This window comes from Methylocystis rosea (genome assembly GCF_003855495.1).
Lineage (GTDB): Bacteria > Pseudomonadota > Alphaproteobacteria > Rhizobiales > Beijerinckiaceae > Methylocystis > Methylocystis rosea_A.
On record NZ_CP034086.1, the window covers coordinates 2,406,689 to 2,428,045 of the forward strand.

Sequence of the window (21,357 nt, forward strand, 5' to 3'; positions counted from 1 at the left end):
TGACGACACGACGGTCGAGTCGAGTAACGTTTCTTGAAAAATTTTGTCGCTCGGCTCCTGACGACGGTAGGGGCGATGTCAATTGATCTTAGTGGAATTATTGCGTCGCTATGGCCGCCGGCCCCTCACCCCGCCGCGGTGATGCGCTCGATTTCCGCGCCGCAGTCGCGCAGCTTCTTCTCCAGGCGCTCGAAACCGCGATCGAGATGATAGACTCGGTTGATCGTCGTCTCGCCGCGCGCGGCGAGCGCCGCGATGACGAGCGAGACTGAGGCGCGCAGATCCGTCGCCATCACCGGCGCGCCATCGAGGTGATCGGCCCCCGTCACGATCGCCGTATCCCCTTCAAGCTTGATTTGAGCGCCGAGCCGCGCGAGCTCCTGCACATGCATGAAGCGGTTCTCGAAAATCGTCTCGGTGATGCGCGAAACGCCCTTGGCGCGCGTCATCAGCGCCATGAACTGCGCCTGCAGATCGGTCGGGAAGGCGGGGAAGGGCGCCGTCGTGACGTCGACCGGCGAAATGCCGGCGCCGTTACGCGTCACCCGCAGTCCTTCATTCGTCTCGGTGATGCTGGCGCCTGCCTGCACGAGAGCGTCGAGCCCCGCCTGCAGAAGATCGGCGCGCGCGCCGGCGAGCAGAACGTCGCCCCCCGTCATCGCCACCGCCATGGCGTAAGTGCCCGCCTCGATGCGATCGGGCATGACCGCGTGTCTTGCCCCGAAAAGCGAACCCACGCCCTCGATCTCGATCGTCGACTGGCCGGCGCCCTTGATGCGCGCGCCCATTTTTATGAGGCAGTCGGCAAGATCGACGACTTCGGGTTCGCGCGCGGCGTTGCGCAGCACGGTGGTCCCGCGCGCGAGCGACGCCGCCATCAGCGCCGTATGCGTGCCGCCGACGGTGACTTTGGGAAAGTCGATCTCGGCGCCGATGAGACCATTCTTCGCCGAGGCGACGACGTAACCATTTTCGATGTCGAGTTTGGCGCCGAGCTTTTCCAGCGCCATGAGCAGAAGATCGACAGGGCGGGTGCCAATCGCGCAGCCGCCCGGCAGCGACACGCGCGCCTCGCCGCAACGCGCGACGAGCGGCGCGAGCACCCAGAAGCTGGCGCGCATGCGCGAGACGAGATCATAGGGCGCGGTGGTGTCGACGATTTCACGCGCGGTGAGATGAACGGTGCGGCCGGCGTCGACGGACTCGCCGGTGCGCTTGCCGGCGATGGCGTAATCCACGCCATGATTGCCGAGAATGCGCTCAAGAAGCATCACATCCGCGAGGAGCGGCATGTTGGCGAGCGTCACGGTTTCGCGCGTCAGGAGCGATGCGATCATCAACGGCAAGGCGGCGTTCTTCGCGCCGGAAATCGGGATCACGCCATTGAGCCTGGTCCCGCCGACGATCTTGATCTTATCCATCACCCCTCGCTGTCGGTTTTCGAGTCCTCGCCGTGTTTCGCTGGCGCCTGGTCCCGCAGCGCGCGCTCGCGCGCCTTGCGCCGGGCAAGATTGGCGCGCAAGGCGGCGGCAAGCGCCGCCTTCTTCTTCGGCTCGCCGTTAGACTTCGGGCTAAAATCCGCCCCTTTTGGGGCGCCCCTCCTGCCCTGCTCGTCGTTCTCTGTCATCGCGGTCGACCGCCCCTCGTGCAAAACTTCTGCGATTCTAGGGCCCTACCCGATTAAATCATCGCCCGCACGGCGAGCGTGGCGTTGATGCCGCCAAAGGCGAAAGAATTCGAGAGCGCGACGCGAATCGGCATTTGCCGCGCGACATTGGGAATGGCGTCGACCGCGCATTTGGGGTCAGGCTCAAGAAAATTGATCGTCGGCGGCGCGATTTGATCGCGCAGCGCCGAAATCGTCACGACGAGCTCCAGCCCGCCGCTCGCGCCGAGCGCATGGCCGTGCACGGGTTTCGTCGACGAAACCGGCGGCGGTGCGTCGCCAAAGACGGCGCGCATCGCCTGGGACTCGGTGATGTCGTTGGCGTAGGTCGCGGTGCCATGGGCGTTGAGATAGTCGACGTCGCGGGGCTCCAGTCCGGCGCTTTCGAGCGCAAGCCGCATGCAGCGCGACGGACCTTCGACGTCGGCGCGCAGCGGATCGAATGCGTCGCTCGTCGTGCCATAGCCGGCGAGTTCGCAGAGCGGCGTCGCGCCGCGCGCCAGCGCGCCTTCCAGCGTCTCCAGGATGAAGACAGCGGCGCCTTCGCCAAGCGTCATGCCGTTGCGCTTTGACGAAAACGGGCGGCAGAGATCGGGAGTGAGAACGCGCAGCGCCTCCCACGAACGAATCGAACCGTTGATCACGCAGGCTTCCGCGCCGCCGGCGATCGCGCGATCGGCGCGGCCGGCGCGCAGCATTTCGAAGGCTTCGCCGATGGCCTGCGCCGCCGAGGAACAGGCGGAGGCGAGCGCGAAGGTCGGTCCCTTGGCGCCGTAGCGCATGCCGAGAGTCGTCGGCGCGGCGCTCGGTATCAGGCGCGGCACAGTCAACGTATCCGGACGGCCGTCGAGCTTATATTCGAGATAGGCGTTATTATCGATGGTCGTGGCGCCGCCGATGCCGGTGCCGATGATGACCGCCGTGCGCGGCCCGCCGACTTGCTTGCGCTCGAACCCGGCTTGCGCCAGCGCTTCATCGGCGGCGACGATGGAAAATTGGGTGAAGGGATCGCAGTAGGGGAGCAGTTCGGCTTCGAGATAGGCGGCGGGATCGAAATCCGGGACCTGCGCGGCGATCTTGATTCGCCCTACATAGGGGCGCTCGGATTTCAACGGGCGCACGCAAGACACGCCGTCGCGCGCCGCGCGCCACAGCGGCGTCGCGCCAACGCCGGCGGCCGACACCGCGCCCATTCCGGTAATGACGATTCTACGCGCGGCGCCCTGTTGCGGCATCAATGTTCAATCCTTTGCTTGATTTCAACCGCGCGCGGCGATGCGCCGATCTTAAGAATCGTTTGAAGGTTTAATGAGGCGCCCGCCGGCGTCAAACGGCGGACCGCGCCGCAGACAAAAGCGCCGTTCGCCCTAGACGCGCATAAACCACTGGCTTTTATAGATATACACTCTATTCGAGCAACTTCTTCAGCTCGGCGCGCAGGCCCTCCGCGACGTCCGGCCGCGCCAGGCCAAAAGCTACATTGGCCGCCAGAAATCCGAGCTTTGAGCCCGTGTCATAGGTGCGTCCGTCGAAGCATACGGCGTGGAAGGGCCGCGTCTTCGCGAGATGTATCATGGCGTCGGTGAGCTGAATTTCGCCGCCTGCGCCTTTTTCATGCTTTTCGAGCAACCCGAAAATTTCCGGCTCCAGAATATAGCGCCCGGAAATGATGAAATTGCTCGGCGCCGTGCCCTGCGGCGGCTTCTCGACCATGCCGGTGATCTCGAAGGTCGAACCATAATCCTTGCCGCGCGCGACGATGCCGTATTGATGCGTCTCTTCCGGCTTCACTTCCTCAACCGCGATGATATTGCCGCCGTGCTTTTCGTAGGCCGCGACCGCCTCGGCGAGACAGCGCGCGTTCTGGCCCGGCGCCGGAAGCGTGATCATGTCGGGCAGGAGCACCGCGAAGGGCTCGTCGCCGATGATGTCGCGCGCGCACCATACGGCGTGGCCGAGGCCAAGCGGCGCCTGCTGACGGGTGAAGCTCGTCGCCCCCGCGGCCGGCAGGTCCGACATCAGGGCTTCATATTCCTTGGACTTGTTGCGGCGGCGCAGCGTGTCCTCAAGCTCATAGGCCATGTCGAAGTGATCTTCGATGGCCCCCTTGCCGCGCCCGGTGACGAAAATGAAATGCTCTATGCCGGCTTCTCGCGCTTCGTCCACGACATGCTGCACGACCGGGCGGTCGACAACGGTCAGCATCTCCTTCGGCACGGCTTTGGTGGCGGGCAGAAAGCGCGTGCCGAGGCCGGCGACGGGGAAAACAGCCTTGCGAATGCGTTTGCTCATGGAGAAGCCCGTTGAGAGGTGAGACGGCGAAGGGGTGATAGCGGCGAATCGCTCCAGAGGCGACTCGCCGCAGGGTCGACCGAAGGCGGCTTGAAACTCGGCCGTTTAGCACGATTTGGCTGGATCGTAGAGTTCGCGACGCGAACGGCGCAAAAGACATGAGGCGTCAGGACTGCGGCGTGAACATCTGTCGAAGATACGAGAGGAAGGTTGCGGCATGACGGTTCTGGTTACGGGCGGCGCCGGCTATATTGGCAGTCATACGGTTCTCGAACTGCTCGACGCCGGCGAAGGTCCGCCGGTCGTGCTCGATGATCTATCCACCGGTTTTCGCTGGTCCGTTCCGGAGGGGACGCCGCTCGTCGTCGGCGATTTCGGCGACGCGGATCTCGTCGCCGATCTGATCGAGCGCCACGGCGTCGATGAGATCATTCACTTCGCCGCAAAGATCGTCGTTCCCGACTCCGTCGCCGATCCTCTCGGCTATTATCTCAACAATACGGCGAAAGCGCGCACCCTGCTCGCGACGGCGGTGGCGCGTCGCGTCAAACGCTTTATCTTTTCTTCGACCGCCGCCGTCTACGGCGACCCGCTGCATAATCCGGTCAGCGAGGACGAGCCGTTGAAGCCGGTTTCGCCCTATGGGCGATCGAAGCTCATGGTCGAGTGGATGCTGGAGGATACGGCGCGCGCGCACGGCCTTGCCTATGTCGCCCTGCGCTATTTCAACGTCGCCGGCGCGGATCCGAAAGGTCGTTCGGGGCAATCGACGCCCGAGGCCACGCATCTCATCAAGGTCGCCGTGCAGACGGCGCTCGGCCTGCGCCCGAAGCTGCAGGTCTTCGGCGATGATTACCCGACGCCTGACGGCACATGCGTGCGCGACTATATACAGGTCACCGATCTCTCGCGCGCCCATCTCGACGCCTTGCGCTATCTGCGCGACGGCGGCGCCAATCTCACCGCCAATTGCGGCTATGAGCGCGGCTTTTCCGTTCTCGAGGTGATCGAATCGGTGAAGCGGGTTTCGGGCGTCGATTTCGACATCGAGATGGCGCCGCGACGGCCGGGCGATCCCGCGGCGATCGTCGCGGCAAACGAAAGAATTCGCCGGACGCTCGGTTGGACGCCGCAGCATGACAACCTCGACGAGATCGTTCGCCAGGCGCTGGAGTGGGAAAAGCGTCTGATCGCGCGCGGCGGCTGATGCAGCGCCGGAATCGTCCGCCCAACACTTAAGCGGTTTGTGAAGTTTTTGTTGCCGCTGACGCCGCGCAATGATACTTAAGCACATGCCTAAGCGTTCTGAGAGCCTCGATCGCATGTTCTCGGCGCTCGCCGATCCGACGCGGCGGGCCATGGTCGAGCGCCTTGCGCGCGGGCCGGCGAATGTCAGCGACTTGGCGAAGCCGCTCAACATGTCGCTGCCTGCGGTCATGCAGCATTTGCAGACTCTGGAGCGGAGCGGGCTTGTGACGAGCCGTAAGGTCGGGCGCGTGCGCACTTGCCGCATCCAGCCAAAAAGATTCGACGCCGCGCAGGCGTGGCTCGCGCGGCAACGCGCGCATTGGGAGGCGCGCTTCGATCGCTTGGATGCGTTCCTGGAAAAAAGCGAGGATTAAGGATGGGCGATCAAAAACTGGACCTTGAAATTTCCCGCTTCGTGGCCGCCCCCCGCGCGCGCGTCTGGCAGGCTTGGACCGACCCGGCGCTCTTGAAGGAATGGTGGTGCCCGCGGCCCTGGAAAACCGAGGTTCGCGCCTTCGACTTCCGTCCCGGCGGCGCCTTTCACACATACATGAGCGGGCCGGATGGCGGAGAAAGCGACAATCCAGGCTGCTTTCTCGACATCACGCCACAGGAGCGCATCGTCTTCACCTCGATGCTCGTCGGCGACTGGCGTCCCGCCTCGCCCTGGCTCGCGTTCACCGCGATCCTGACCATCGCCGACGAGGGCTCCGGCACGCGCTACGTCGCGCGCGTCATGCACAAGGACGACGCCGAGCGCCGGCGGCACGAAAAGATGGGGTTCTATGACGGCTGGGGCGCATGCATTGCGCAACTCGAGGAAGTGGCGGGGAATATTTCCTGAGGAGCACGCCCGCAGGCGCCGGCGAGCCCACGACGCCCATGACGCAATTTTTCAAAAACGCGCTCTATGCTAGAGAGAGGCGACGCGGTCCCGTAGCTCAGCAGGATAGAGCAGCGGTTTCCTAAACCGAAGGTCAGGGGTTCGAATCCCTTCGGGACCGCCAGCACGTCGAGGCGTATGAAACTCCGGCGCATTCGGCGGAGCGTCGACGCCGCCGGATCAGATCACCCGGCGCCGCGCCACGAATTGCGTGCGCCACCAGGCCGCTCTGTCCTTCTTTGCGGCCTTCTTGCGTTTGGCTTCCAGGGCCAGCCCCATCTGCATCATTCGGTCGACGTAAAAATCGTCGAACACGTTGGGCGGAACAGCAAAATGCCGTTGCAGGTCGGCGTGTTCGCGCGCGACATAAAAGCGGTTGAGTCCATCGAAATAGGCAAACACATAATCGGACCGCAAAATATGCGGTTCCCACGAACTGTGTGACTCTGTCCTGGCGACGCCCGGCGCCACGGATTCAACCAGGATGATCCACGGCCGAAACCGGCGAAGGTCAAACTCTACGATGACGTCTCGCTCAGATCCTTCGCAGTCGATCTTGAGAAAATGCACTGTGGACGGCGCCTGCTCCTCAAAAATACTGTTGAGTGTGCGCACCTCTACTTGCATCTCCTCCTGTTCGAAGCCGAGCTGCGCATGCGATGCAGCCACATGGGCGTCGAGGCTGGACATGCCGGTATCGTGGACGAGCGTCATGGTCGCCCGACTCGCTTGCGCGCCGACCGCGAACGATAGATTGACGTCGCGCGGACGCCGCTCCTGCAATCGCCTGAAATAATAAGGATTTGGCTCGACATTGACCCCGCGCCACCCGCCTTCGTAGAAATGCCGCGTCACGGATTCGAGGTCCGGGTCCCATGCGCCAACATCAACATAGACGCCTTCCGCGAGATCCGCGAAGGCGCGCGCGAGCATGACGTCTTCGAAATTTTGTGCGTAGGAGATCCACATGTCGGCGCTCTTCAACTCTCGGTGCTATTCGCTTTATGCGCGAGCGTGAACGGCGCCAGGTGAATTGTTAATTGGCGAAACCACGTTTAGTCTCTTGGCTGATGTGGTTGGAGTCTTTTGCACGAGCCAGGGACAATTGGAAAGGGCTTTTGATGAACGGAACAGGCGAAACAACAAACAGTCCGGCCAAAACGCCCCGCCGCAGCGTTCGCATCGCCGCTAACTTCATTGTGATCGTGCTGTGTTTGCTCGCTGTAGAAGCCGGCTTCACTCTTTACTATTTCCTGAGCGAAGGAAAACTCGTCAGCCCGCAAACGCGCGAAGAGAGCCGTTCGAATACGTTCGTGGTGCACATGACGTCGAAGAGAAACGTCAAGTGCCGCTACATGGACACTGTTTACCCTCACCCTTATTTGACGAACGTTCATGCGGATAATCCGCCCTGCGAGAATTCAGAGTTCGAGATAAATAATATCGGTCTGTTCGGACGCGACTTTCCCTACAAGAAGGAGACCGACGCGTTTCGCATCATGGTGAGCGGCGGATCGGTGGCCGCCATGTTTGGCCAAACGGAAAAAGGTAAACCCAAATACCTCGAAGAACAGTTGAATAGATGCTATGCTCCTCCGGAGGGACGGAAGTCATTCGAAGTTTATAACGGCGCCGATGGCGGTTGGAAGCAGCCGCAACAGGCCATCATGACCCTGCTCTTTGGCGAGGTTTTCGATGGCATCGTTACCTTGGAAGGCTTCAATGAGAAGGATATGCTTCTCGAGAAATGGACGTCTTGGTCAAAACGTTTCGAATGGCCTTCGAACAACTTTATCTTAGTGAATCCATCTTCATCGGGCAGCTATTTGCCCATACTGGGCGGCGCGGCGCTGAACTCATTTTATTCGTTTTACTTTAATATGCCGCTTTTGAGGTCATCAAACACGATATTCTTTTTGGTCGACGCGGCTCGCACCAAGCTCAACGATTCAATTATGAAAAACATGGCGTCGCTTCATAAGTCGCATTTGACGAATTTTTCTGTCCCCAAGGAGTGGAGCCGCGAGGAAGTCTACGAGTACAACCTTGATCAGTATAAGAAATATTTTAAAACGACCGCCGCGCTCGCCCAAGCGCAGGGCGCAAAAGTGGTGTTCTTCATTCAGCCCTCGCCGGTTTACGGCAAGGCCCTAACTGAAGAGGAAAAAGGCGTGGTTGGCGATTTGAGCTACAAGGATCTGTATCTCAAGATGACCGATACGCTGCTCAAGCTGAAGCAGGATGGAATCGCCGTCCATAGCCTGCTGGACGTGTTCTCCGCGACTCCAGACACGGTTTACGCAGATCATATTCACTTTTCCGCCGACCCGGCGACCGGCGAAAGCGTCGGCAACCGGGTTGTCGCCAAGGCGATCGCCGCTCGACTGGCTGACGAATGGCGGTTCGAAAAAAAGTGCAGCGACTGATGAGCGGTCTCAGCGCGGAGCCTCGAAAGTCTGCAGCACGGATTCGATCGGCCCTGAGTCGACCGTCATCCCGCCGTTGAACGGATTGTCCATCGCGGCAATCAAAAACACGACCGATCCCATAAAGAGCGCAATAGCGCCGCTGAGGATCAGATGGACATGAAGTTCCATGTCGAAAATGATCACAAGGCCAAGCAACAGGAATCCGCCGAGACACATAACCCACCAGAGCTCCTTCGGAATGCCGCTGTCGCCGGCGGCGATGAGATAGCGGCGATGCTCGACAAGCGAATTCAGACGCGTGAACGTCTCGGCTTGAACCATCTCCTCGCTTTTGAGCTTGGGCTGAAAGTTCATGACCTGGGCGAATAGCGCGGTCAGTCCCGGCGAACGTGAATGGGCTTCGCGAGGGACATCAGGCGGCGGATGTACGGCCTCGACCGCCTCGCGTGCGTAGCTGTGAAGTTTTTCCTGAAGCTCGCTGCTGGTCGGCTGCGGAAAGCCGTCGAAGTCGCGGTGAAGCGCGGCGATCGTGAGCGCCTCCTTTGAGACGACGTCGGCGACCGCGGAGAAATCTTGATAGGCCTCGACCGCCAGCAGTCCCAGTAGAATTCCGTAAAGCGTCGAAAAGGACGCCAATGTCAGGCCAATCATCTCGTTGGCGTTGCGACGGCCGTGTATCCGCTCGTGGGCGAGGCGGCGACAAAGAAATACGCCGAGCCATGTCCCGGCCAGCGAGCCCAGGCAGAACAGCAGGGCCATTTGCGTGACGGAGAGATGCTTAAAGATTTGCGGCACCGGCGCCTCCTTGTTGGGCGGCATTAGCGAATGCCTGCGGCAAATTGTCAAAGGCCTTATCGATTGAAGAACCACAAGAGCAGACTGATGACGACGCTCAAAATGAGCGACGTGGCGAGCGGAAAATAGAATTTAAAATTGCCGCGCTCGATGACGATGTCGCCCGGCAAACGCCCGAGGCCAAACCGCTCGCCGACCACCCAGAGAAGGCCGAGGCCGACCATGACGAGCCCCGCGATGATGAGAAACTTGGCCACAGGTTAAGCCTTTCGTCGTTCGATGACTTTCACGAATGCTATTTCGCGCATTTCAGCGAAATCGCCAGCAGCGACGGCGCGTCGTTCGCGATCGCCGCTCCAGGTGACACATTGTCGCAAAGCTAGGAATCTCAGCGCCCTTCGCTTGACCAGGCGCTTTGTCAAAGTTTAGGTGCCGCGACGGGTTCGACGCATGACATTCGGTTTTCGCCTGCGGCGAACCGACGCAATCGAACCGATGGCGGATGGCGCGCCTCTTGCGGGAGCCTGTTGGAGACGCAGGCCGCGCGACGCTTCGCAAAGCAACCGTCTCGTTGAATGGGTCGCTCCTGATGCGATCGCCGGCGCGCAGCGGTTGCGTGCGACTATGAGGGTTTTTATGAGGCCTGATCACATTTTTCTCGCCATGACCATGGTCAAGCACAGCACGCTGGCCGCCGCTTGCATCTATGCGTTCAAGATCGTCTCGTTTTTCGTGAAGACACTATAGTTTCGCGCGCCGTTGCGCCGGCGCCGCCCTTCGCGCATAAACCTTCCAGCGCATAGGCGAGGCGACGGAAGGGCGCAGGTTCATGGCGGCGATTGATGGTCCCAAGGTGCAGGCGCGCTCCGGCAAGCCTAAGCAGCTCGTCGTTTTCCTTCATGGCTACGGCGCCGACGGCGCCGATCTCATCGACATCGGCCGCCAATGGAGCGCCTTCCTACCCGACGCCGATTTCGTCGCGCCGCATGCGCCTGATCGATGCGCCGCATCGCCGACCGGACGACAATGGTTTCCGCTGACCATGCGCGATCCTGAAGAGCGCTGGCGCGGCTGCGTCGCTGCGCGTCCGACGCTCGACGCCTTTCTCGACGCCGAACTCGACCGACGCGGCCTCGACGACAGAGCGCTGGCGCTCATCGGATTCAGCCAGGGCACGATGATGGCGCTGCATACGGGACTGCGCCGCAAGCGCGCGCCGCGCGCGATTCTCGGCTATTCGGGCGTCTATGTGCTCGGGCCGGCGCAGGCGGACGAAGCGCCGACGGCCTATGAGAAACCGCCGGCCGTCCTTTTGGCTCACGGTGAAGAAGACGAAATGATCCCCGTCGAGGCGCTGCTCATGTCCGCCAATGCGCTCGCCGACTCCGGCGTGCCGACCCAATGGCACCTCTCGGCGCGGCTTGGCCATGGAATCGACGAAACAGGGCTGATCCACGGCGCCCTGTTCCTGGCGCAGTCCTTTGGCGTCGCCGTCGAGCTTCGCCGCCGCTGACGTTAGGTCCGGTTCCGAAAAAGTTGGCGGACTTTTTCGATGAGAACCTGCTCCAACATTGTGATGTCGAGCGATTCCTCTTCAATCACATGAGTCTATGCAATCTTGAAGCGCTCTCGCCCAGCCGTCGAATCGACAGCTCATCCGAAACCTCAAACTCCCTCAAGCCCGGCCTCGGCGCCGGCAGGCTCCATCGCCGCTTCGGCTTCGATCGGGACGCGGCGGACGGCGCGACGCATCACCGGGCGATAGAGCTGCTTCGTCGCCTCGACGATATGCACGCCGCCGCCGGGCAGCGAGAAGCGGCCGGCGATGCGTTCAAAGGCCGGCGCCGAGCGCAGCAGCGACGCGCGCTGGAACGGCGGCACGTAAAGCGCCTCGTCCCAATAAAGCGGCAGGAACTGCGCTTCCTGCAGCAATTGCTGCAACTGGCCGCGCGAATAGGGGTGACCCTGTCCGAAGGGAGTCGTGTCCACGCGCGCCCAAAGGCCGGTGCGACTCGGGGCGACGATCAGCACCCGGCCGCCGGGCGCGAGAATGCGCCAGACTTCTTCGAGCAGATCATGCGGGTGTTCGTCCGTCTCCAGCGCATGCACGATCAGGATGCGATCCATGCTGGCGTCAGGCAGCGGCGTCATCGACGGCTCGACCAAGGCCGAGGCGGAGCGCCCGTCGAGCGGCCAATGGACGACGCCCTGCGTGGCGGGCATGAAGGCGAGAACCCGCTGCGCCTTCTCCCGAAAACTGTCGAGATAAGGCGTCGCATAGCCAAGGCCGAGCACGCGCAGCCCCGCATGGTCCTGCCAGCGGGTGCGCACCAGCCGCGACACCAGGCGGCGCGCGACCTCTCCCAGCGCCGTGTCGTAAAAGGCCCGCAAATCGACGACGTCGAGCATGGCCCCGATCATCGACTCAATCGATCAGTGGCGCAAGGCGCGCCGGTCGCGCGCGTTCGGCTGTCGCGTTTTTTTGCGAAGCGGTATGATAGACAGCCGCCCAAGGAGACGACGCCCATGGCATTGGAAGTCGCGCAGTTTATCTGCCTGAATGACAATTTCGGCCTGCTCGTTCATGAGCCGGAACTCGGGGCGACCGCGAGCGTCGACGCGCCGGACGGCGAAGCGATCGCCAAAGAGGCGGAGCGGCGCGGCTGGCCGCTGACGCATCTGCTGCTGACCCATCATCACGCCGATCACGTGCAGGGAACGCAGACGCTCAAGATGCGCTTTCCGCACATGAAGGTGATCGGGGCCGCCAAGGACGCGCATCGACTGCCGCCGCTCGATCGCGCGGTTTCGGAAGGCGATAGCGTGGAAGTCGGCGAGGCATGCGCGCGCGTCATTGAAACGCCCGGCCATACGCTTGGACACATCGCCTATTATTTCGGCGACGATGAAATTTTGTTTGTTGGCGACACGCTGTTCTCGCTCGGCTGCGGCCGCGTTTTCGAGGGCACCATGGACATGATGCGCCTCACGCTCGAAGCGCTCGCGACTCTGCCCGGCGAAACGCGCGTCTATTGCGGCCATGAATATACGCAGGCCAACGCCAAATTCGCGCTCGCTGTCGATCCCGACAATCCGGTGCTGCGCGAACGGGCGCAAACGGTCGCCGAGCTGCGCAAGAACGGAAAATTCACGCTGCCGACGACGATCGCGCTCGAGAACGCCACCAACCCGTTTCTGCGCGTCGAGGACCCCAGCGTGAAGGCCGCGATGGGCATGCAGGGCGCCGATCCTTTCGCCGTCTTCGCGGCGATGCGCGAGCGCAAGAATAGTTTCGCCGCATGACAAGCGCGCTGTCGACGCAGGAACTCGTGCGGCTTCTCGAACTCGCGCCGCATCCCGAGGGCGGCTTTTATCGGCAGACCTTTCGCGATCCCATGCCGGTCGGCGGCTCCCGCGCCGCCTCGACGGCGATCTATTATCTGCTCCCTGGCGGCGAAATCTCCCACTGGCATCGGGTCGACGCCGCCGAAGTCTGGCACTTCTACGCCGGCGCGGCGCTCGAGCTTAAGATCGCGGCGCAGGGCGCCCCGACCGAAGTCTTGCGCCTGGGCGCCGAACTCGCGGCGGGCGAGCACCCGCAAGCCGTCGTCCCCGCAGGCGTGTGGCAATCGGCGAAAAGCCTCGGCGGGGGGCCGCAGCAGTGGACCCTCGTCGGCTGCACGGTCGCGCCCGGCTTTGAATTCGCCGGCTTCGAGCTGGCGCCGGCGGACTTCTCACCCGACGTTCCAGCCTGAACGCAAGGGCTTTTCAGCCGATCGGGGGCTTTGATCGACCCAACGGATAGTGTATCGGGTCGCAGACAATAAAAGAGGAAATGCCCGAATGTGTTGGAGTGGAGAGGCGTCAACGGTGTTGGCGGCGACGGGGATCGCCGGCGCGGCCTATTCGGCGCTCAAGAAAGACCCCGAACCGGTCGCCCTCTGGGTCTGCCTTCTCTACTTCGCCAGCATGGAGTCGCTTCAGGCGGTCGCCTATTCGGTTCTCAACCAATGCGACTCGCCGCTCAATCAATTGATGACCATGTTTGGTTATCTCCACATAACATTCCAGCCCTTCTTCATTAACGCCGTCGCGCTCTATTTCATGCCCAAGGACAGCGCCCGCATCATCGCGCCCTGGGCCTATTTCGGCTGCTTCGTCGCGGCCATCGCCATGCTGCTCCAGCTCTATCCCTTCGCCTGGGCCGGCCATTGCGCCCTCGGACGCCCGCTGTGCGGCGACGTGCTCTGCACGGTGCGCGGCGAATGGCACATCGCCTGGCTGCTGCCGACGAATGGCCTTGGCAATTCGATGGTCGGCAATCCCTATCTCGGACGCGGCTACATCGAATATCCGCTGATGGCCTTCTACATCCCATCGCTTTACGGCAGCTGGCGCTTCATCCTGTTCTCTTGGCTTGCGGGGCCGTTTCTCGCCGGCCTGACGACCAGCAACATCAATGAATGGCCGGCGGTCTGGTGCCTGTTCTCGATCGGACTCGTGCTCGCCATCATCAAGACGCCGCTGCGCTATCACCTGCATGTCGGCGACCCCTGGTGGATGATGCTGATCAAATGGTGGAAGCGGCGCAAAGCGGCGGCGAAGGCGGCCCTCGCCGCGACGGCGCCGCAGCCGGCCGAGTCCGTCGCTCTCCTCACCGAGGTCAAGGAGCCGGCGGAATAATCAGTCTCGCGCGTTGACGACGCCGCCGACGAGATTTTCCGCCAGCAGCGACTCGGCGCTCATCGCGGCGCCGAGAGGCGCGCGCGTCGCACCGGCCTCGACGGCCGCAAAATAGGCCCGGCGGGCGGCGACCGCCTGGTCCCAGTCCACGGCGCGGAAGGACAGGTCTTCGCCAGGACGCAATTGCGCCAGCCGGCCGAGGTCGGCGCCGATCACCGTCGCGATTTTCGGATAGCCGCCGGTCGGCTGTCGGTCCGCCATGAGCGCCAGCGGCGCGCCGTCGCCGGGAATCTGAATGGCGCCCATGGCGACCCCGTCGGAGACGATGTCATGTCCGCGCCGATGGCGGATCGCCGGACCCTCGAGCCGATAGGCCATGCGATCGCTGCGGGCGCCGATACGCCAACGTGCCATCAGAAAAGCCTCGATCTCCTCCGGCGTGAAATAATCCGCCTGAGGCCCGAGAAGAATGCGGATCGGCGCGTCGCTTGACGCGAGCCAAGGCGCCGCCAGGGCCAGCGGCTCGAGCGGCGGCGGCGCCGCCTCGGCGAGCATCAAGACGTCCCCGGCGGCGAGCGGCTTTGGCCCGAGGCCGGACCGGGCGTGCGTCGCGCGCGAACCGAGCGTGGGCGCGAGATCGAGCGTTCCGCCAACGGCGACATAGCACCAGGCCCCTGATCCCCCCGCGCGCAGCGCGAGCCGTGCGCCCTCGGCAAGCGGCAGCAGGCACGCCGGCGGCATTGGCCGCCCTTCGAGCCGGATGTCGAAATCGCCTCCCGCCACAGCGACGCAAAGCGTCGCGCCTTCCGCCCGAAGCGTCATGCCTCCAAGCGAAACTTCGATCGCGCAGTCGGCGCCGGCGGCGCGCGTCGCGGCAAGATAAGCGCCAAGATCCATCGGCCCCGCCGGCGTGACGCCGTAGCGCGAATGCCCGAAGCGGCCCTCGTCCTGGATCGTGACGCCGGGCCCGGCGGCCTCGATAAGCAGCCGCGCGCTCAAAGCAGCGTCTCCCGGCGCGCCACCGTCTCGCCGGCCAAGGCGCGCGCTTCGAGCGATAGAAATGTCTTGGCGTCAATCGGCTCAAAGCGCACGGCGTCGCCCGGCGCGATAAGAAAAGGCGGGTTGCGGTTCAGCGCGAACATGCGCTCGGGCGTGCGTCCGACGACATACCAGCCGGTCGGCATGGGACTAGCGGCGATCAGAGAGAGCGCGCCGCCGATCAACGCCGCGCCCCGCGGCGTCGGACCGCGGGGGGCGGCGCGCCGCGGGATCGCGAGCGCCTGCGGCAGTCCGCCGAGATAGCACCACCCCGGCGCGAAACCATACATGTAGGCGCGATAGTCGGCGCCGGCGTGCAGCTGCGCCAGCGATTGCGCCGTCTGCCCGAGCAGCGCGGCGGCTTCGCCAATATCTTCAGCAAACTCGGGATCATAGCAGCAGGGAAAGGTCCAGCGCGCAGCTGGCTGCGACGCCTCGACGCCCGCAGTGCCGATCAGACCTTCGATCGCTGCAACAAGCGCGGCGCGCGAAATTTCGAGCGGCTCGTAGCGCAGGAACAGCGCGCGATAGGTGGGCGTCGTTTCGCGCAGGCCGGCCGGCGGCGCGGCGCGAAGACGCTCGTCGAGCGCCAGCACGCGGGCATTGACGGCGGGATCGACGCTGTCGCCGAATTCCACTGACAGCGCCGACTCGCCGCAGTCGAGGAAGCGCGGCGTCTCATAATCCATTGCGGTCAGACTCCTGCGAAGGCGCGCAGCTTGCAGCCGTCGCCTTCGAGCGCGGCGCGCAGCCTCCGGGCCATTTCAACCGCAAGCGGCGAATCGCCGTGAACGCAGACCGAGTCGATTTGCGTCGGCAGGAGTTTGCCGCTGATGGTCCTGAGACCGCCGCTCGCAAGCATGTCGCGCACGCGGGCGCAGGCTCTATCGATATCCTCGATCACCGCGCCTTCTTCCGATCGCGGCTGCAGGCGTCCGTCGTCCGTATAGGCGCGGTCGGCGAAAATTTCATTCACGACGGGCAGCCCCGCGCGCGCGCCGGCGTGCGTTTGCTCGGACAGCGCGATCGCGAGCAGCGCGAGCGACGGATCGACGCCGCGGACCGCGCGGGCGATGGCGTTCGCGACGTCGGCGTCGCGCTCGGCGATATTTGCGAGCGCGCCATGCGCCTTCACATGCGTGATTCGATGTCCGCTCAAAACCGCCAGCGCTTGCGCCGCGCCGAGCTGATAGGCGACGGCGCGCTCGATCTCCCGCGCGCTCATCGGCAAACTGCGCCGACCGAAACCTGCGAGGTCCGGAAAGGCGACGTGGGCGCCGACGGCGACTCCCTTTTCTTTGGCGCGCGCAAATGTCGTCGCCATGATGTCGGGGTCGCCGGCGTGGAAGCCGCAAGCGACATTGGCGCTCGTCACGATGTCGAGCATGGCGTCGTCGTCGCCCATGCGCCAATGGCCGAAACCTTCCCCGAGGTCGGCGTTAAGATCGATGACGCGAGAAGCGGAAGTCATGAGAAGTGCGAGTCGCCTTTGAAGTGGGGCCGCGAGATTGGCGCAACCGCGCCACGGCGGCAATGCGCGACGCTCGGTCAGTCTGCCCCCTGCAACTTCTTATCGGCCGATGGCTTCAGCGTCGCGATTGTCGGCCTGTGACATAGCGATCCGATGCAGCGAAGATCGGCACAAACCCGCACAAATAGGGCAAGGTGGCGCTTGACAAAGACAGTGCCCTTTGGTGAAGCTATATCGCGGCGAAGCCGGAAAAAAGAGCCACTGGCTGGCTCAACGTGGGAGGAAAAAATATGCAGTATCTTATCCCGGGACTCATGCTCGCTATCGTCATCGGCGGCGCTCTCGTCGCGATGAAGATTGGCCGCTAAGGTCAAGAAAACTAAGGCCTTTAGTTCCATACGGTCCGTTGGCAAGCACCAGCTTGGCCTAAGAGTCGGCGTTGTTGCGCCAACGGACTGAGCTGCTCCGGTTCAGCTCTCGTTTCCCACCGGCCCCCTCTTCCATCGTCGTTCGGACTACTCCGCCGCGAGAGCTTGCGGCGGCGGAAACGCGATTTCAATCAGCGTGCCCTCGTTGTGACGGCTCTTGATGCTGAATGAGGCGTGATTCGCCTCGATCAATGCCTTTGTCAGCGGCAGTCCAAGCCCCGTTCCGCTCGCCCTGCGCGAAGCGCCAACCTGCCGGAACGGCTCCAAGGCGGTTGCGACATCCGCCTCCGACATGCCGATCCCCGTGTCCTTGACCCGGATGACGACAGAGCCGGCGTCGTTCAGCGCGGTCGACACGATGACCTGACCGCCCGGCTCGTTGAACTTCACCGCATTCGACAGCAGATTGAGAAGAATCTGCTTGAGCGAGCGCGCATCAGCCCGCAGCGGCGGCAGGCCCGCCGCAAGCGCGAGACGCATGACGACGCGCCCCTGATTGGCCTGGGCCTGCATGATCGACGCGCATTCGGCGATGGTTGCATTGGCGTCGACGCGCGAGAAGGAAAGCTCCATCTTGCCAGCTTCGATCTTGGAGAGATCCAATAGATCGTTGACGAGGGATAGGACATGCGCGCCGGAAGCGCGGATATCTTTCAAATATTCCTTGTAGCGGGGAGAGCCGATCGGCCCGAGACGCTCCTCCATCATCACTTCCGCAAAACCCATGATGGCGTTCAGCGGCGTGCGAATCTCATGCGATACGCGGGTCAGAAAATCGGACTTCGCCGCATTGGCGCTTTCGGCGGCAAGACGCGCCGCTTCCAACGCGCGGTCATCCGCAGAGGCGGCCTCCCAAGGCTCGGCGGAAACCAACATTATTGGCCTTCCGTCGACGAAGACCCGGCGCAGGATGAGATCGACGGGGACGTTCCCGCGCAGCGGCGCTGTGGCCAGCGATACGCGCGCGTGGGCGTGCGGCTGGACGTCGGAAAAACGCTGGCTGAGGATTTGCGCGTCGGTTGGGGCGAAAAAAGACGTCAGGTTGCGGCTCTCAAGCGCAGTCGCCTCCGTCGCCAAGCAAGCAGCGAAGGGCGCGTTGGCTCTCACGATCATCCCGTCCGCCGCCACGATCGCAAGCGGCGCGCGAGAGAGGTCGAAAGCCGCGCCAAGAAGCGCGCTCTCGGACTTCGCCCGCGCAAGCTTTTCTTCGAGCGCGCGCGCGAGCGCCAGGGCGCTTTGCTCCGGGCCCGGCGCGATGAGCTCCAGATTGCGACGCGTCGGCGCCGCTTGCTCGTCAGGATCGGGCTCCGACGGCGCCGCGGCCTCCGCTGCGGGGATGACGAGATCGCCTTCCGTGAGCGCCCGCGCGATTTCCTCAAACGCCAGGCGTTCGCTCGAACTGAGCGCCTCTCCCACATCGACGCGCGCCGAAGCCGGCGCGCGCAGCATCACGACATTGTCGAGCAACGGCTCGAAGGCGTTCTCTTCAGAACGCGAACCGACGCCCGTCGCCGCAGTGGGTTCGGCGGCTCGCGCGCGATTGATGTGCAACACGCCATAGCCCTGATAGCCGAGAAACCGCCCTGCGGAATCCGTCATCTGCTGGGCGCCGAGCGTCGTCGGCACACATCCGGCATCCCCTTCGAAGGGCCATTCAATCTCGACGCCGCTCCACGCGCGGCGCGAGGCGACGGCGCGGACAAATGCAGCGTCGAGCGCAAGGGCTTGCGTCGCATCCTGCACTGAGCGGCCGAGGATGTCGGCGGTTTTTTCGCCCACCACGTCGGCGAGCGTATGGGTCACGGCGGTGAATCGTCCCGCGGCGTCGGTCTTCCACAAGAAGCGCGGCGAACGCGCGCCGTGTCGCGCCGCCAGGCTGCGGCGGAGGGCCGCCGTCTCATCGCTGACCCGCGCTTCAGCCGCGCGCGGTTCCTGAGCTGGCGAGTCCGCGCGAACGCCAAGCGCCGCGATAACGAAACAGTCGCCGCTTTCCGCGGCGAGGCTGCGGCAGAGAAAAGTGACCGTCTGCGGCTGCCCCGAAACACGAAAGCGCAGCCGCTCAAGACGAAGACCCGGGCGGCAGCGCAGTTCGCCGACAAGCTCGGTCAGACGTCGCGGCCCCGGATCGTCGCCGCGAAACAGCCGTTCGGCGAGCGCGCCGGCGTCTTCGCCAAAGACCGCGCGGGCGGACTCGTTCAGAAAAGCAATGCGCAGGGGATCGCCGCTCGCCGCGACAATCGGCGCGCCGGAGGCGTCGAGCGCGGAAAAAACAGGATCGGCCGCCACGCAAGCGGCTGCTCGCGCGTCTTCCTCGAGGTCCTGCTGCGAACCGCCCATTGCCTACCGCCTCAACCGACGGTCTCGCCCGCCGCGCGCTTCTCAGGCGTCTCGTCGGCTCGACGCTAACGGATGCAAGCAAATTAGCCGCCGCCGCGCGCAAGGTCTATGATTGTCGCGCGCCTTTCATAGTATTTCTACACTCGAGAACTACCGTCCCCGAGATCTGCTGCGGCGCACAAAATTGTTGCATCGCAACATAAAATCGGGCAGTATGACTGGACTCGCCGGATCGCCGTCGGGGCCGGGCGCGAGGCGGGTTAAATATGGTTTAGCGCGGCGCTTGTTTAATTTTTCACCGCACGGAGGTGCGCCATGGTCGAAGCTGTCTACCAAATTCCCACTGAAGTCCGCGATTTTGCGGAGAAGAGCGTCGAACAGGCGCGCAAGGCCTTTGAAGGTTTCGCCGGCGCCGCGCAGAAGGCGCTCGACACTTCGGCGGAGATCCCGTTCGGGTTGCCAAGCGCCAAGGACGTCAGCGTCAAGGCCCTGTCGTTTGCCGAGGCCAATGTGAACGCGGCCTTCGATCTGGCCCAGAAGCTCGTCCACGCCAAGGACCCGCAGGAAGTCTTCAAGCTTCAGTCGGAGTTCGTTCAGGCGCAACTGCGGGCGATCCAGGAGCAGACCACGGAGCTTGGCGCGAGCCTCCAGCGCTCGACGACGAAGTCCTAACCGGGAGAAGCTTAATGGCCAATCCGCAGAACGGTTCCCAAAAGCCAAAGGCCCCGGAAACGAAACGCTTCGCCCCCAGCGTTCCGGAGGCCGAGACGGCTCCGACGACGAACGAAGCTGTCAGCGCAGAGCCGGCCCCCGCCCCTGTTGAAACGCAGACGCCGGTGGTCGTCGCGGCTCCCTCTACAGCCCTCGCGATCTCCGAACCTCCAAAGCCCGCCGAAAGCGAGGCCGAAGGATTCGACCCTGCCCTCTGGCAGCAGAAGTCCATCGATCTCTGGGCGGAAAACGCCACTGCGTTGCTCGACTTCGCCGAGCGGCTCGCCAGCGCCAAGACGATCGACGAGGTGACGACCCTTCAGTCGCGCTTCGTGAGCGACCGGCTCGACACGCTGATGCGGCAGTCGACCGAGTTGATGACGCTCGCGCAACGTCTGCTGAGCTTCTCAATCACGCCGATCTACGGCGCGCGCGCGGCGTAACGCGAAAAGTGAGTTAATGTAAGGAGAGCGCCGCGGCGATGTCGCGGCGCTCTTTCTTTATAGCGTTGCGACGATCTTTTACAGCGTTGCGACGATCATGGCGCGCAGCGCCGGCGTCACGTCGGGCATCACGCCGGTCCAGTCGCGAAACGCCGGGCGCGCCTGATGCAGCAGCATGCCGAGCCCGTCGACGGGAGTCGCGCCATGTTTGCGGGCGGCCGCTAATAAGGGCGTCTCCAGCGGCGCATAAACGATGTCGGCGACCAGCGCCGATGTCGGCAGCGCCGCGAGCGACAGATCCAGCGGCGACTGGCCGACCATGCCCTGGCTCGTCGCATTGACGAGAAGTCCCGCTCCGGCGAGCCCGGCATGGCGTTCTTCCCAGCGGAGCGCCGACACGCGCGGCCCAAAGTCGGCGGCGAGAATGTCCGCCCGCGCCAGGGTGCGGTTGAAAAGCCGAATCTCGCGCGCGCCCGCCTCAAGCAAGCCGTGGATGATCGCGCGCGCCCCGCCGCCGGCGCCGATGATAACGCAGGGCGCGCGCTCGGCGCGCCAAAGGGGCGCCGCCTCATAAAGCGACGCGATGAAACCATAGCCGTCGTAATTGCGGCCGATCAGAGCGCCGTTTCTTTCGACGACCACACAATTGACCGCCCCGATCCGCGCCGCCGAGTCATCGACATGATCGAGAAACTGCAGCGCCGTCTCCTTATGCGGAATCGTGAGGTTGCAGCCGGCGAAGCCGAGCGCCGGCATGGCGCGCAACGCCGCCTCCAGCCGGCCGGGCTCGACCGGCAGCGGCGCGTAGCAGCCCTCGATCCCATATTGCGCGAACCAGTGATTATGGATTTTCGGCGAGCGGGAATGCGCGATCGGCCAGCCTATGACGCCGGCGAGAACAAAGCGATGGCCGTTTGTCACGTTCTCGTCTCC

23 protein-coding genes and 1 tRNA gene are annotated in these 21,357 nt (G+C 63.6%); 11 read left to right on the forward strand and 13 right to left on the reverse strand.

What is annotated here, in order from left to right; all coding sequences use genetic code 11:
- Positions 1 to 125: 125 nt before the first annotated feature.
- The 4 genes from murA to galU form a co-directional block, all read right to left on the reverse strand.
- Complete coding sequence (gene murA, locus EHO51_RS11610; RefSeq protein ID WP_124739029.1) at positions 126 to 1,421, reverse strand: UDP-N-acetylglucosamine 1-carboxyvinyltransferase; 1,296 nt, start codon at positions 1,419 to 1,421, stop codon at positions 126 to 128.
- The gene (locus EHO51_RS11615) at positions 1,421 to 1,627 is read right to left on the reverse strand and encodes a hypothetical protein (protein ID WP_124739030.1); all 207 of its coding nucleotides are present in this window, start codon (positions 1,625 to 1,627) and stop codon (positions 1,421 to 1,423) included. The genes murA and EHO51_RS11615 overlap by 1 nt, the downstream gene beginning before the upstream one ends.
- Before the next feature lie 53 nt (positions 1,628 to 1,680).
- Complete coding sequence (locus EHO51_RS11620; RefSeq protein ID WP_124739031.1) at positions 1,681 to 2,901, reverse strand: beta-ketoacyl-[acyl-carrier-protein] synthase family protein; 1,221 nt, start codon at positions 2,899 to 2,901, stop codon at positions 1,681 to 1,683.
- Positions 2,902 to 3,073: 172 nt separating this feature from the next.
- Positions 3,074 to 3,958, reverse strand: coding sequence for a UTP--glucose-1-phosphate uridylyltransferase GalU (gene galU, locus EHO51_RS11625; RefSeq protein WP_124739032.1), 885 nt, complete (start codon positions 3,956 to 3,958; stop codon positions 3,074 to 3,076).
- 217 nt (positions 3,959 to 4,175) lie between these two features.
- Between galU and galE the strand changes: the two genes are divergently transcribed.
- From galE to EHO51_RS11645, 4 genes are all read left to right on the forward strand, one after another.
- On the forward strand, positions 4,176 to 5,165 hold the full coding sequence (galE, locus tag EHO51_RS11630) for a UDP-glucose 4-epimerase GalE (RefSeq protein WP_124739033.1): 990 nt from the start codon (positions 4,176 to 4,178) through the stop codon (positions 5,163 to 5,165).
- 85 nt (positions 5,166 to 5,250) lie between these two features.
- Positions 5,251 to 5,580, forward strand: a complete 330-nt coding sequence (locus tag EHO51_RS11635) for an ArsR/SmtB family transcription factor (RefSeq protein ID WP_124739034.1) — start codon at positions 5,251 to 5,253, stop codon at positions 5,578 to 5,580.
- Between the two features lie 2 nt (positions 5,581 to 5,582).
- Entirely contained in the window at positions 5,583 to 6,050 is a 468-nt protein-coding gene (locus EHO51_RS11640; RefSeq protein WP_124739035.1) for an SRPBCC family protein, read from the forward strand.
- A gap of 86 nt (positions 6,051 to 6,136) precedes the next feature.
- Positions 6,137 to 6,213: transfer RNA gene (locus tag EHO51_RS11645), tRNA-Arg, on the forward strand.
- Between the two features lie 56 nt (positions 6,214 to 6,269).
- Here EHO51_RS11645 and EHO51_RS11650 read toward each other — a convergent pair.
- Entirely contained in the window at positions 6,270 to 7,058 is a 789-nt protein-coding gene (locus tag EHO51_RS11650; RefSeq protein ID WP_124739036.1) for an FkbM family methyltransferase, read from the reverse strand.
- Positions 7,059 to 7,210: 152 nt separating this feature from the next.
- Between EHO51_RS11650 and EHO51_RS11655 the strand changes: the two genes are divergently transcribed.
- On the forward strand, positions 7,211 to 8,515 hold the full coding sequence (locus tag EHO51_RS11655; RefSeq protein ID WP_124739037.1) for a hypothetical protein: 1,305 nt from the start codon (positions 7,211 to 7,213) through the stop codon (positions 8,513 to 8,515).
- A 9-nt stretch (positions 8,516 to 8,524) separates the two neighbouring features.
- Here EHO51_RS11655 and EHO51_RS11660 read toward each other — a convergent pair whose 3' ends face one another.
- Positions 8,525 to 9,313, reverse strand: coding sequence for a DUF4239 domain-containing protein (locus tag EHO51_RS11660; protein ID WP_245434567.1), 789 nt, complete (start codon positions 9,311 to 9,313; stop codon positions 8,525 to 8,527).
- A gap of 56 nt (positions 9,314 to 9,369) precedes the next feature.
- Positions 9,370 to 9,570, reverse strand: coding sequence for a DUF2905 domain-containing protein (locus EHO51_RS11665; protein WP_124739039.1), 201 nt, complete (start codon positions 9,568 to 9,570; stop codon positions 9,370 to 9,372).
- Between the two features lie 572 nt (positions 9,571 to 10,142).
- Here EHO51_RS11665 and EHO51_RS11675 point away from each other — a divergent pair.
- Positions 10,143 to 10,826: an alpha/beta hydrolase gene (locus tag EHO51_RS11675; protein ID WP_124739041.1), complete on the forward strand. Its 684-nt coding sequence runs from the start codon at positions 10,143 to 10,145 to the stop codon at positions 10,824 to 10,826.
- 152 nt (positions 10,827 to 10,978) lie between these two features.
- Here EHO51_RS11675 and EHO51_RS11680 read toward each other — a convergent pair whose 3' ends face one another.
- Positions 10,979 to 11,734, reverse strand: coding sequence for a class I SAM-dependent methyltransferase (locus EHO51_RS11680; protein WP_124739042.1), 756 nt, complete (start codon positions 11,732 to 11,734; stop codon positions 10,979 to 10,981).
- Between the two features lie 105 nt (positions 11,735 to 11,839).
- On the opposite strand from EHO51_RS11680, the gene gloB reads away from it, so the two are divergent.
- From gloB to EHO51_RS11695, 3 genes are all read left to right on the forward strand, one after another.
- Positions 11,840 to 12,616, forward strand: a complete 777-nt coding sequence (gene gloB, locus EHO51_RS11685; protein WP_124739043.1) for a hydroxyacylglutathione hydrolase — start codon at positions 11,840 to 11,842, stop codon at positions 12,614 to 12,616.
- Positions 12,613 to 13,068: a cupin domain-containing protein gene (locus tag EHO51_RS11690; RefSeq protein ID WP_124739044.1), complete on the forward strand. Its 456-nt coding sequence runs from the start codon at positions 12,613 to 12,615 to the stop codon at positions 13,066 to 13,068. Before gloB ends, EHO51_RS11690 begins: the two co-directional genes overlap by 4 nt.
- An 88-nt stretch (positions 13,069 to 13,156) precedes the next feature.
- A complete protein-coding gene (locus EHO51_RS11695; RefSeq protein ID WP_124739045.1) occupies positions 13,157 to 13,996 on the forward strand; it encodes a DUF5765 domain-containing protein in 840 nt (279 codons plus the stop codon).
- On the opposite strand, the gene EHO51_RS11700 is transcribed toward EHO51_RS11695, so the two are convergent.
- The 4 genes from EHO51_RS11700 to EHO51_RS21245 all read right to left on the reverse strand — a co-directional run bounded on the left by EHO51_RS11700 (position 13,997) and on the right by EHO51_RS21245 (position 19,270).
- Positions 13,997 to 14,995: a biotin-dependent carboxyltransferase family protein gene (locus EHO51_RS11700; RefSeq protein ID WP_124739046.1), complete on the reverse strand. Its 999-nt coding sequence runs from the start codon at positions 14,993 to 14,995 to the stop codon at positions 13,997 to 13,999.
- Positions 14,992 to 15,723, reverse strand: coding sequence for a 5-oxoprolinase subunit B family protein (locus EHO51_RS11705; protein WP_124739047.1), 732 nt, complete (start codon positions 15,721 to 15,723; stop codon positions 14,992 to 14,994). The genes EHO51_RS11700 and EHO51_RS11705 overlap by 4 nt, the downstream gene beginning before the upstream one ends.
- Before the next feature lie 5 nt (positions 15,724 to 15,728).
- Positions 15,729 to 16,505: a LamB/YcsF family protein gene (locus EHO51_RS11710; RefSeq protein WP_124739048.1), complete on the reverse strand. Its 777-nt coding sequence runs from the start codon at positions 16,503 to 16,505 to the stop codon at positions 15,729 to 15,731.
- Between the two features lie 515 nt (positions 16,506 to 17,020).
- Entirely contained in the window at positions 17,021 to 19,270 is a 2,250-nt protein-coding gene (locus EHO51_RS21245) for a sensor histidine kinase (RefSeq protein WP_124739049.1), read from the reverse strand.
- A gap of 315 nt (positions 19,271 to 19,585) precedes the next feature.
- Between EHO51_RS21245 and EHO51_RS11720 the strand changes: the two genes are divergently transcribed.
- Positions 19,586 to 19,942 carry a phasin gene (locus tag EHO51_RS11720; protein WP_124739050.1) on the forward strand — a complete coding sequence of 119 codons (357 nt, stop codon included), beginning with the start codon at positions 19,586 to 19,588 and terminating at the stop codon, positions 19,940 to 19,942.
- 14 nt (positions 19,943 to 19,956) lie between these two features.
- Positions 19,957 to 20,424 (forward strand): phasin family protein, encoded by a 468-nt coding sequence (locus EHO51_RS11725; RefSeq protein WP_124739051.1) that lies wholly within the window; start codon positions 19,957 to 19,959, stop codon positions 20,422 to 20,424.
- Positions 20,425 to 20,502: 78 nt separating this feature from the next.
- Here the strand turns inward: EHO51_RS11725 and EHO51_RS11730 are convergent, their stop codons facing one another.
- Positions 20,503 to 21,345 (reverse strand): shikimate dehydrogenase, encoded by an 843-nt coding sequence (locus EHO51_RS11730; protein ID WP_124740130.1) that lies wholly within the window; start codon positions 21,343 to 21,345, stop codon positions 20,503 to 20,505.
- Positions 21,346 to 21,357 lie beyond the last annotated feature (12 nt).

Coding starts and splice junctions, on each gene's coding strand:
- EHO51_RS11655 (WP_124739037.1), top strand. CDS start 7,211: ATGAACGGAACAGGCGAAACAACAAACAGTCCGGCCAAAACGCCCCGC.
- EHO51_RS11680 (WP_124739042.1), bottom strand. CDS start 11,734: ATGATCGGGGCCATGCTCGACGTCGTCGATTTGCGGGCCTTTTACGAC.
- galE (WP_124739033.1), top strand. CDS start 4,176: ATGACGGTTCTGGTTACGGGCGGCGCCGGCTATATTGGCAGTCATACG.
- galU (WP_124739032.1), bottom strand. CDS start 3,958: ATGAGCAAACGCATTCGCAAGGCTGTTTTCCCCGTCGCCGGCCTCGGC.
- EHO51_RS11695 (WP_124739045.1), top strand. CDS start 13,157: ATGTGTTGGAGTGGAGAGGCGTCAACGGTGTTGGCGGCGACGGGGATC.
- EHO51_RS11725 (WP_124739051.1), top strand. CDS start 19,957: ATGGCCAATCCGCAGAACGGTTCCCAAAAGCCAAAGGCCCCGGAAACG.
- EHO51_RS11710 (WP_124739048.1), bottom strand. CDS start 16,505: ATGACTTCCGCTTCTCGCGTCATCGATCTTAACGCCGACCTCGGGGAA.
- gloB (WP_124739043.1), top strand. CDS start 11,840: ATGGCATTGGAAGTCGCGCAGTTTATCTGCCTGAATGACAATTTCGGC.
- EHO51_RS11705 (WP_124739047.1), bottom strand. CDS start 15,723: ATGGATTATGAGACGCCGCGCTTCCTCGACTGCGGCGAGTCGGCGCTG.
- EHO51_RS11640 (WP_124739035.1), top strand. CDS start 5,583: ATGGGCGATCAAAAACTGGACCTTGAAATTTCCCGCTTCGTGGCCGCC.
- EHO51_RS11720 (WP_124739050.1), top strand. CDS start 19,586: ATGGTCGAAGCTGTCTACCAAATTCCCACTGAAGTCCGCGATTTTGCG.
- EHO51_RS11635 (WP_124739034.1), top strand. CDS start 5,251: ATGCCTAAGCGTTCTGAGAGCCTCGATCGCATGTTCTCGGCGCTCGCC.
- EHO51_RS11675 (WP_124739041.1), top strand. CDS start 10,143: ATGGCGGCGATTGATGGTCCCAAGGTGCAGGCGCGCTCCGGCAAGCCT.
- EHO51_RS11615 (WP_124739030.1), bottom strand. CDS start 1,627: ATGACAGAGAACGACGAGCAGGGCAGGAGGGGCGCCCCAAAAGGGGCG.
- EHO51_RS11690 (WP_124739044.1), top strand. CDS start 12,613: ATGACAAGCGCGCTGTCGACGCAGGAACTCGTGCGGCTTCTCGAACTC.
- murA (WP_124739029.1), bottom strand. CDS start 1,421: ATGGATAAGATCAAGATCGTCGGCGGGACCAGGCTCAATGGCGTGATC.
- EHO51_RS11650 (WP_124739036.1), bottom strand. CDS start 7,058: ATGTGGATCTCCTACGCACAAAATTTCGAAGACGTCATGCTCGCGCGC.
- EHO51_RS21245 (WP_124739049.1), bottom strand. CDS start 19,270: ATGGGCGGTTCGCAGCAGGACCTCGAGGAAGACGCGCGAGCAGCCGCT.
- EHO51_RS11620 (WP_124739031.1), bottom strand. CDS start 2,901: ATGCCGCAACAGGGCGCCGCGCGTAGAATCGTCATTACCGGAATGGGC.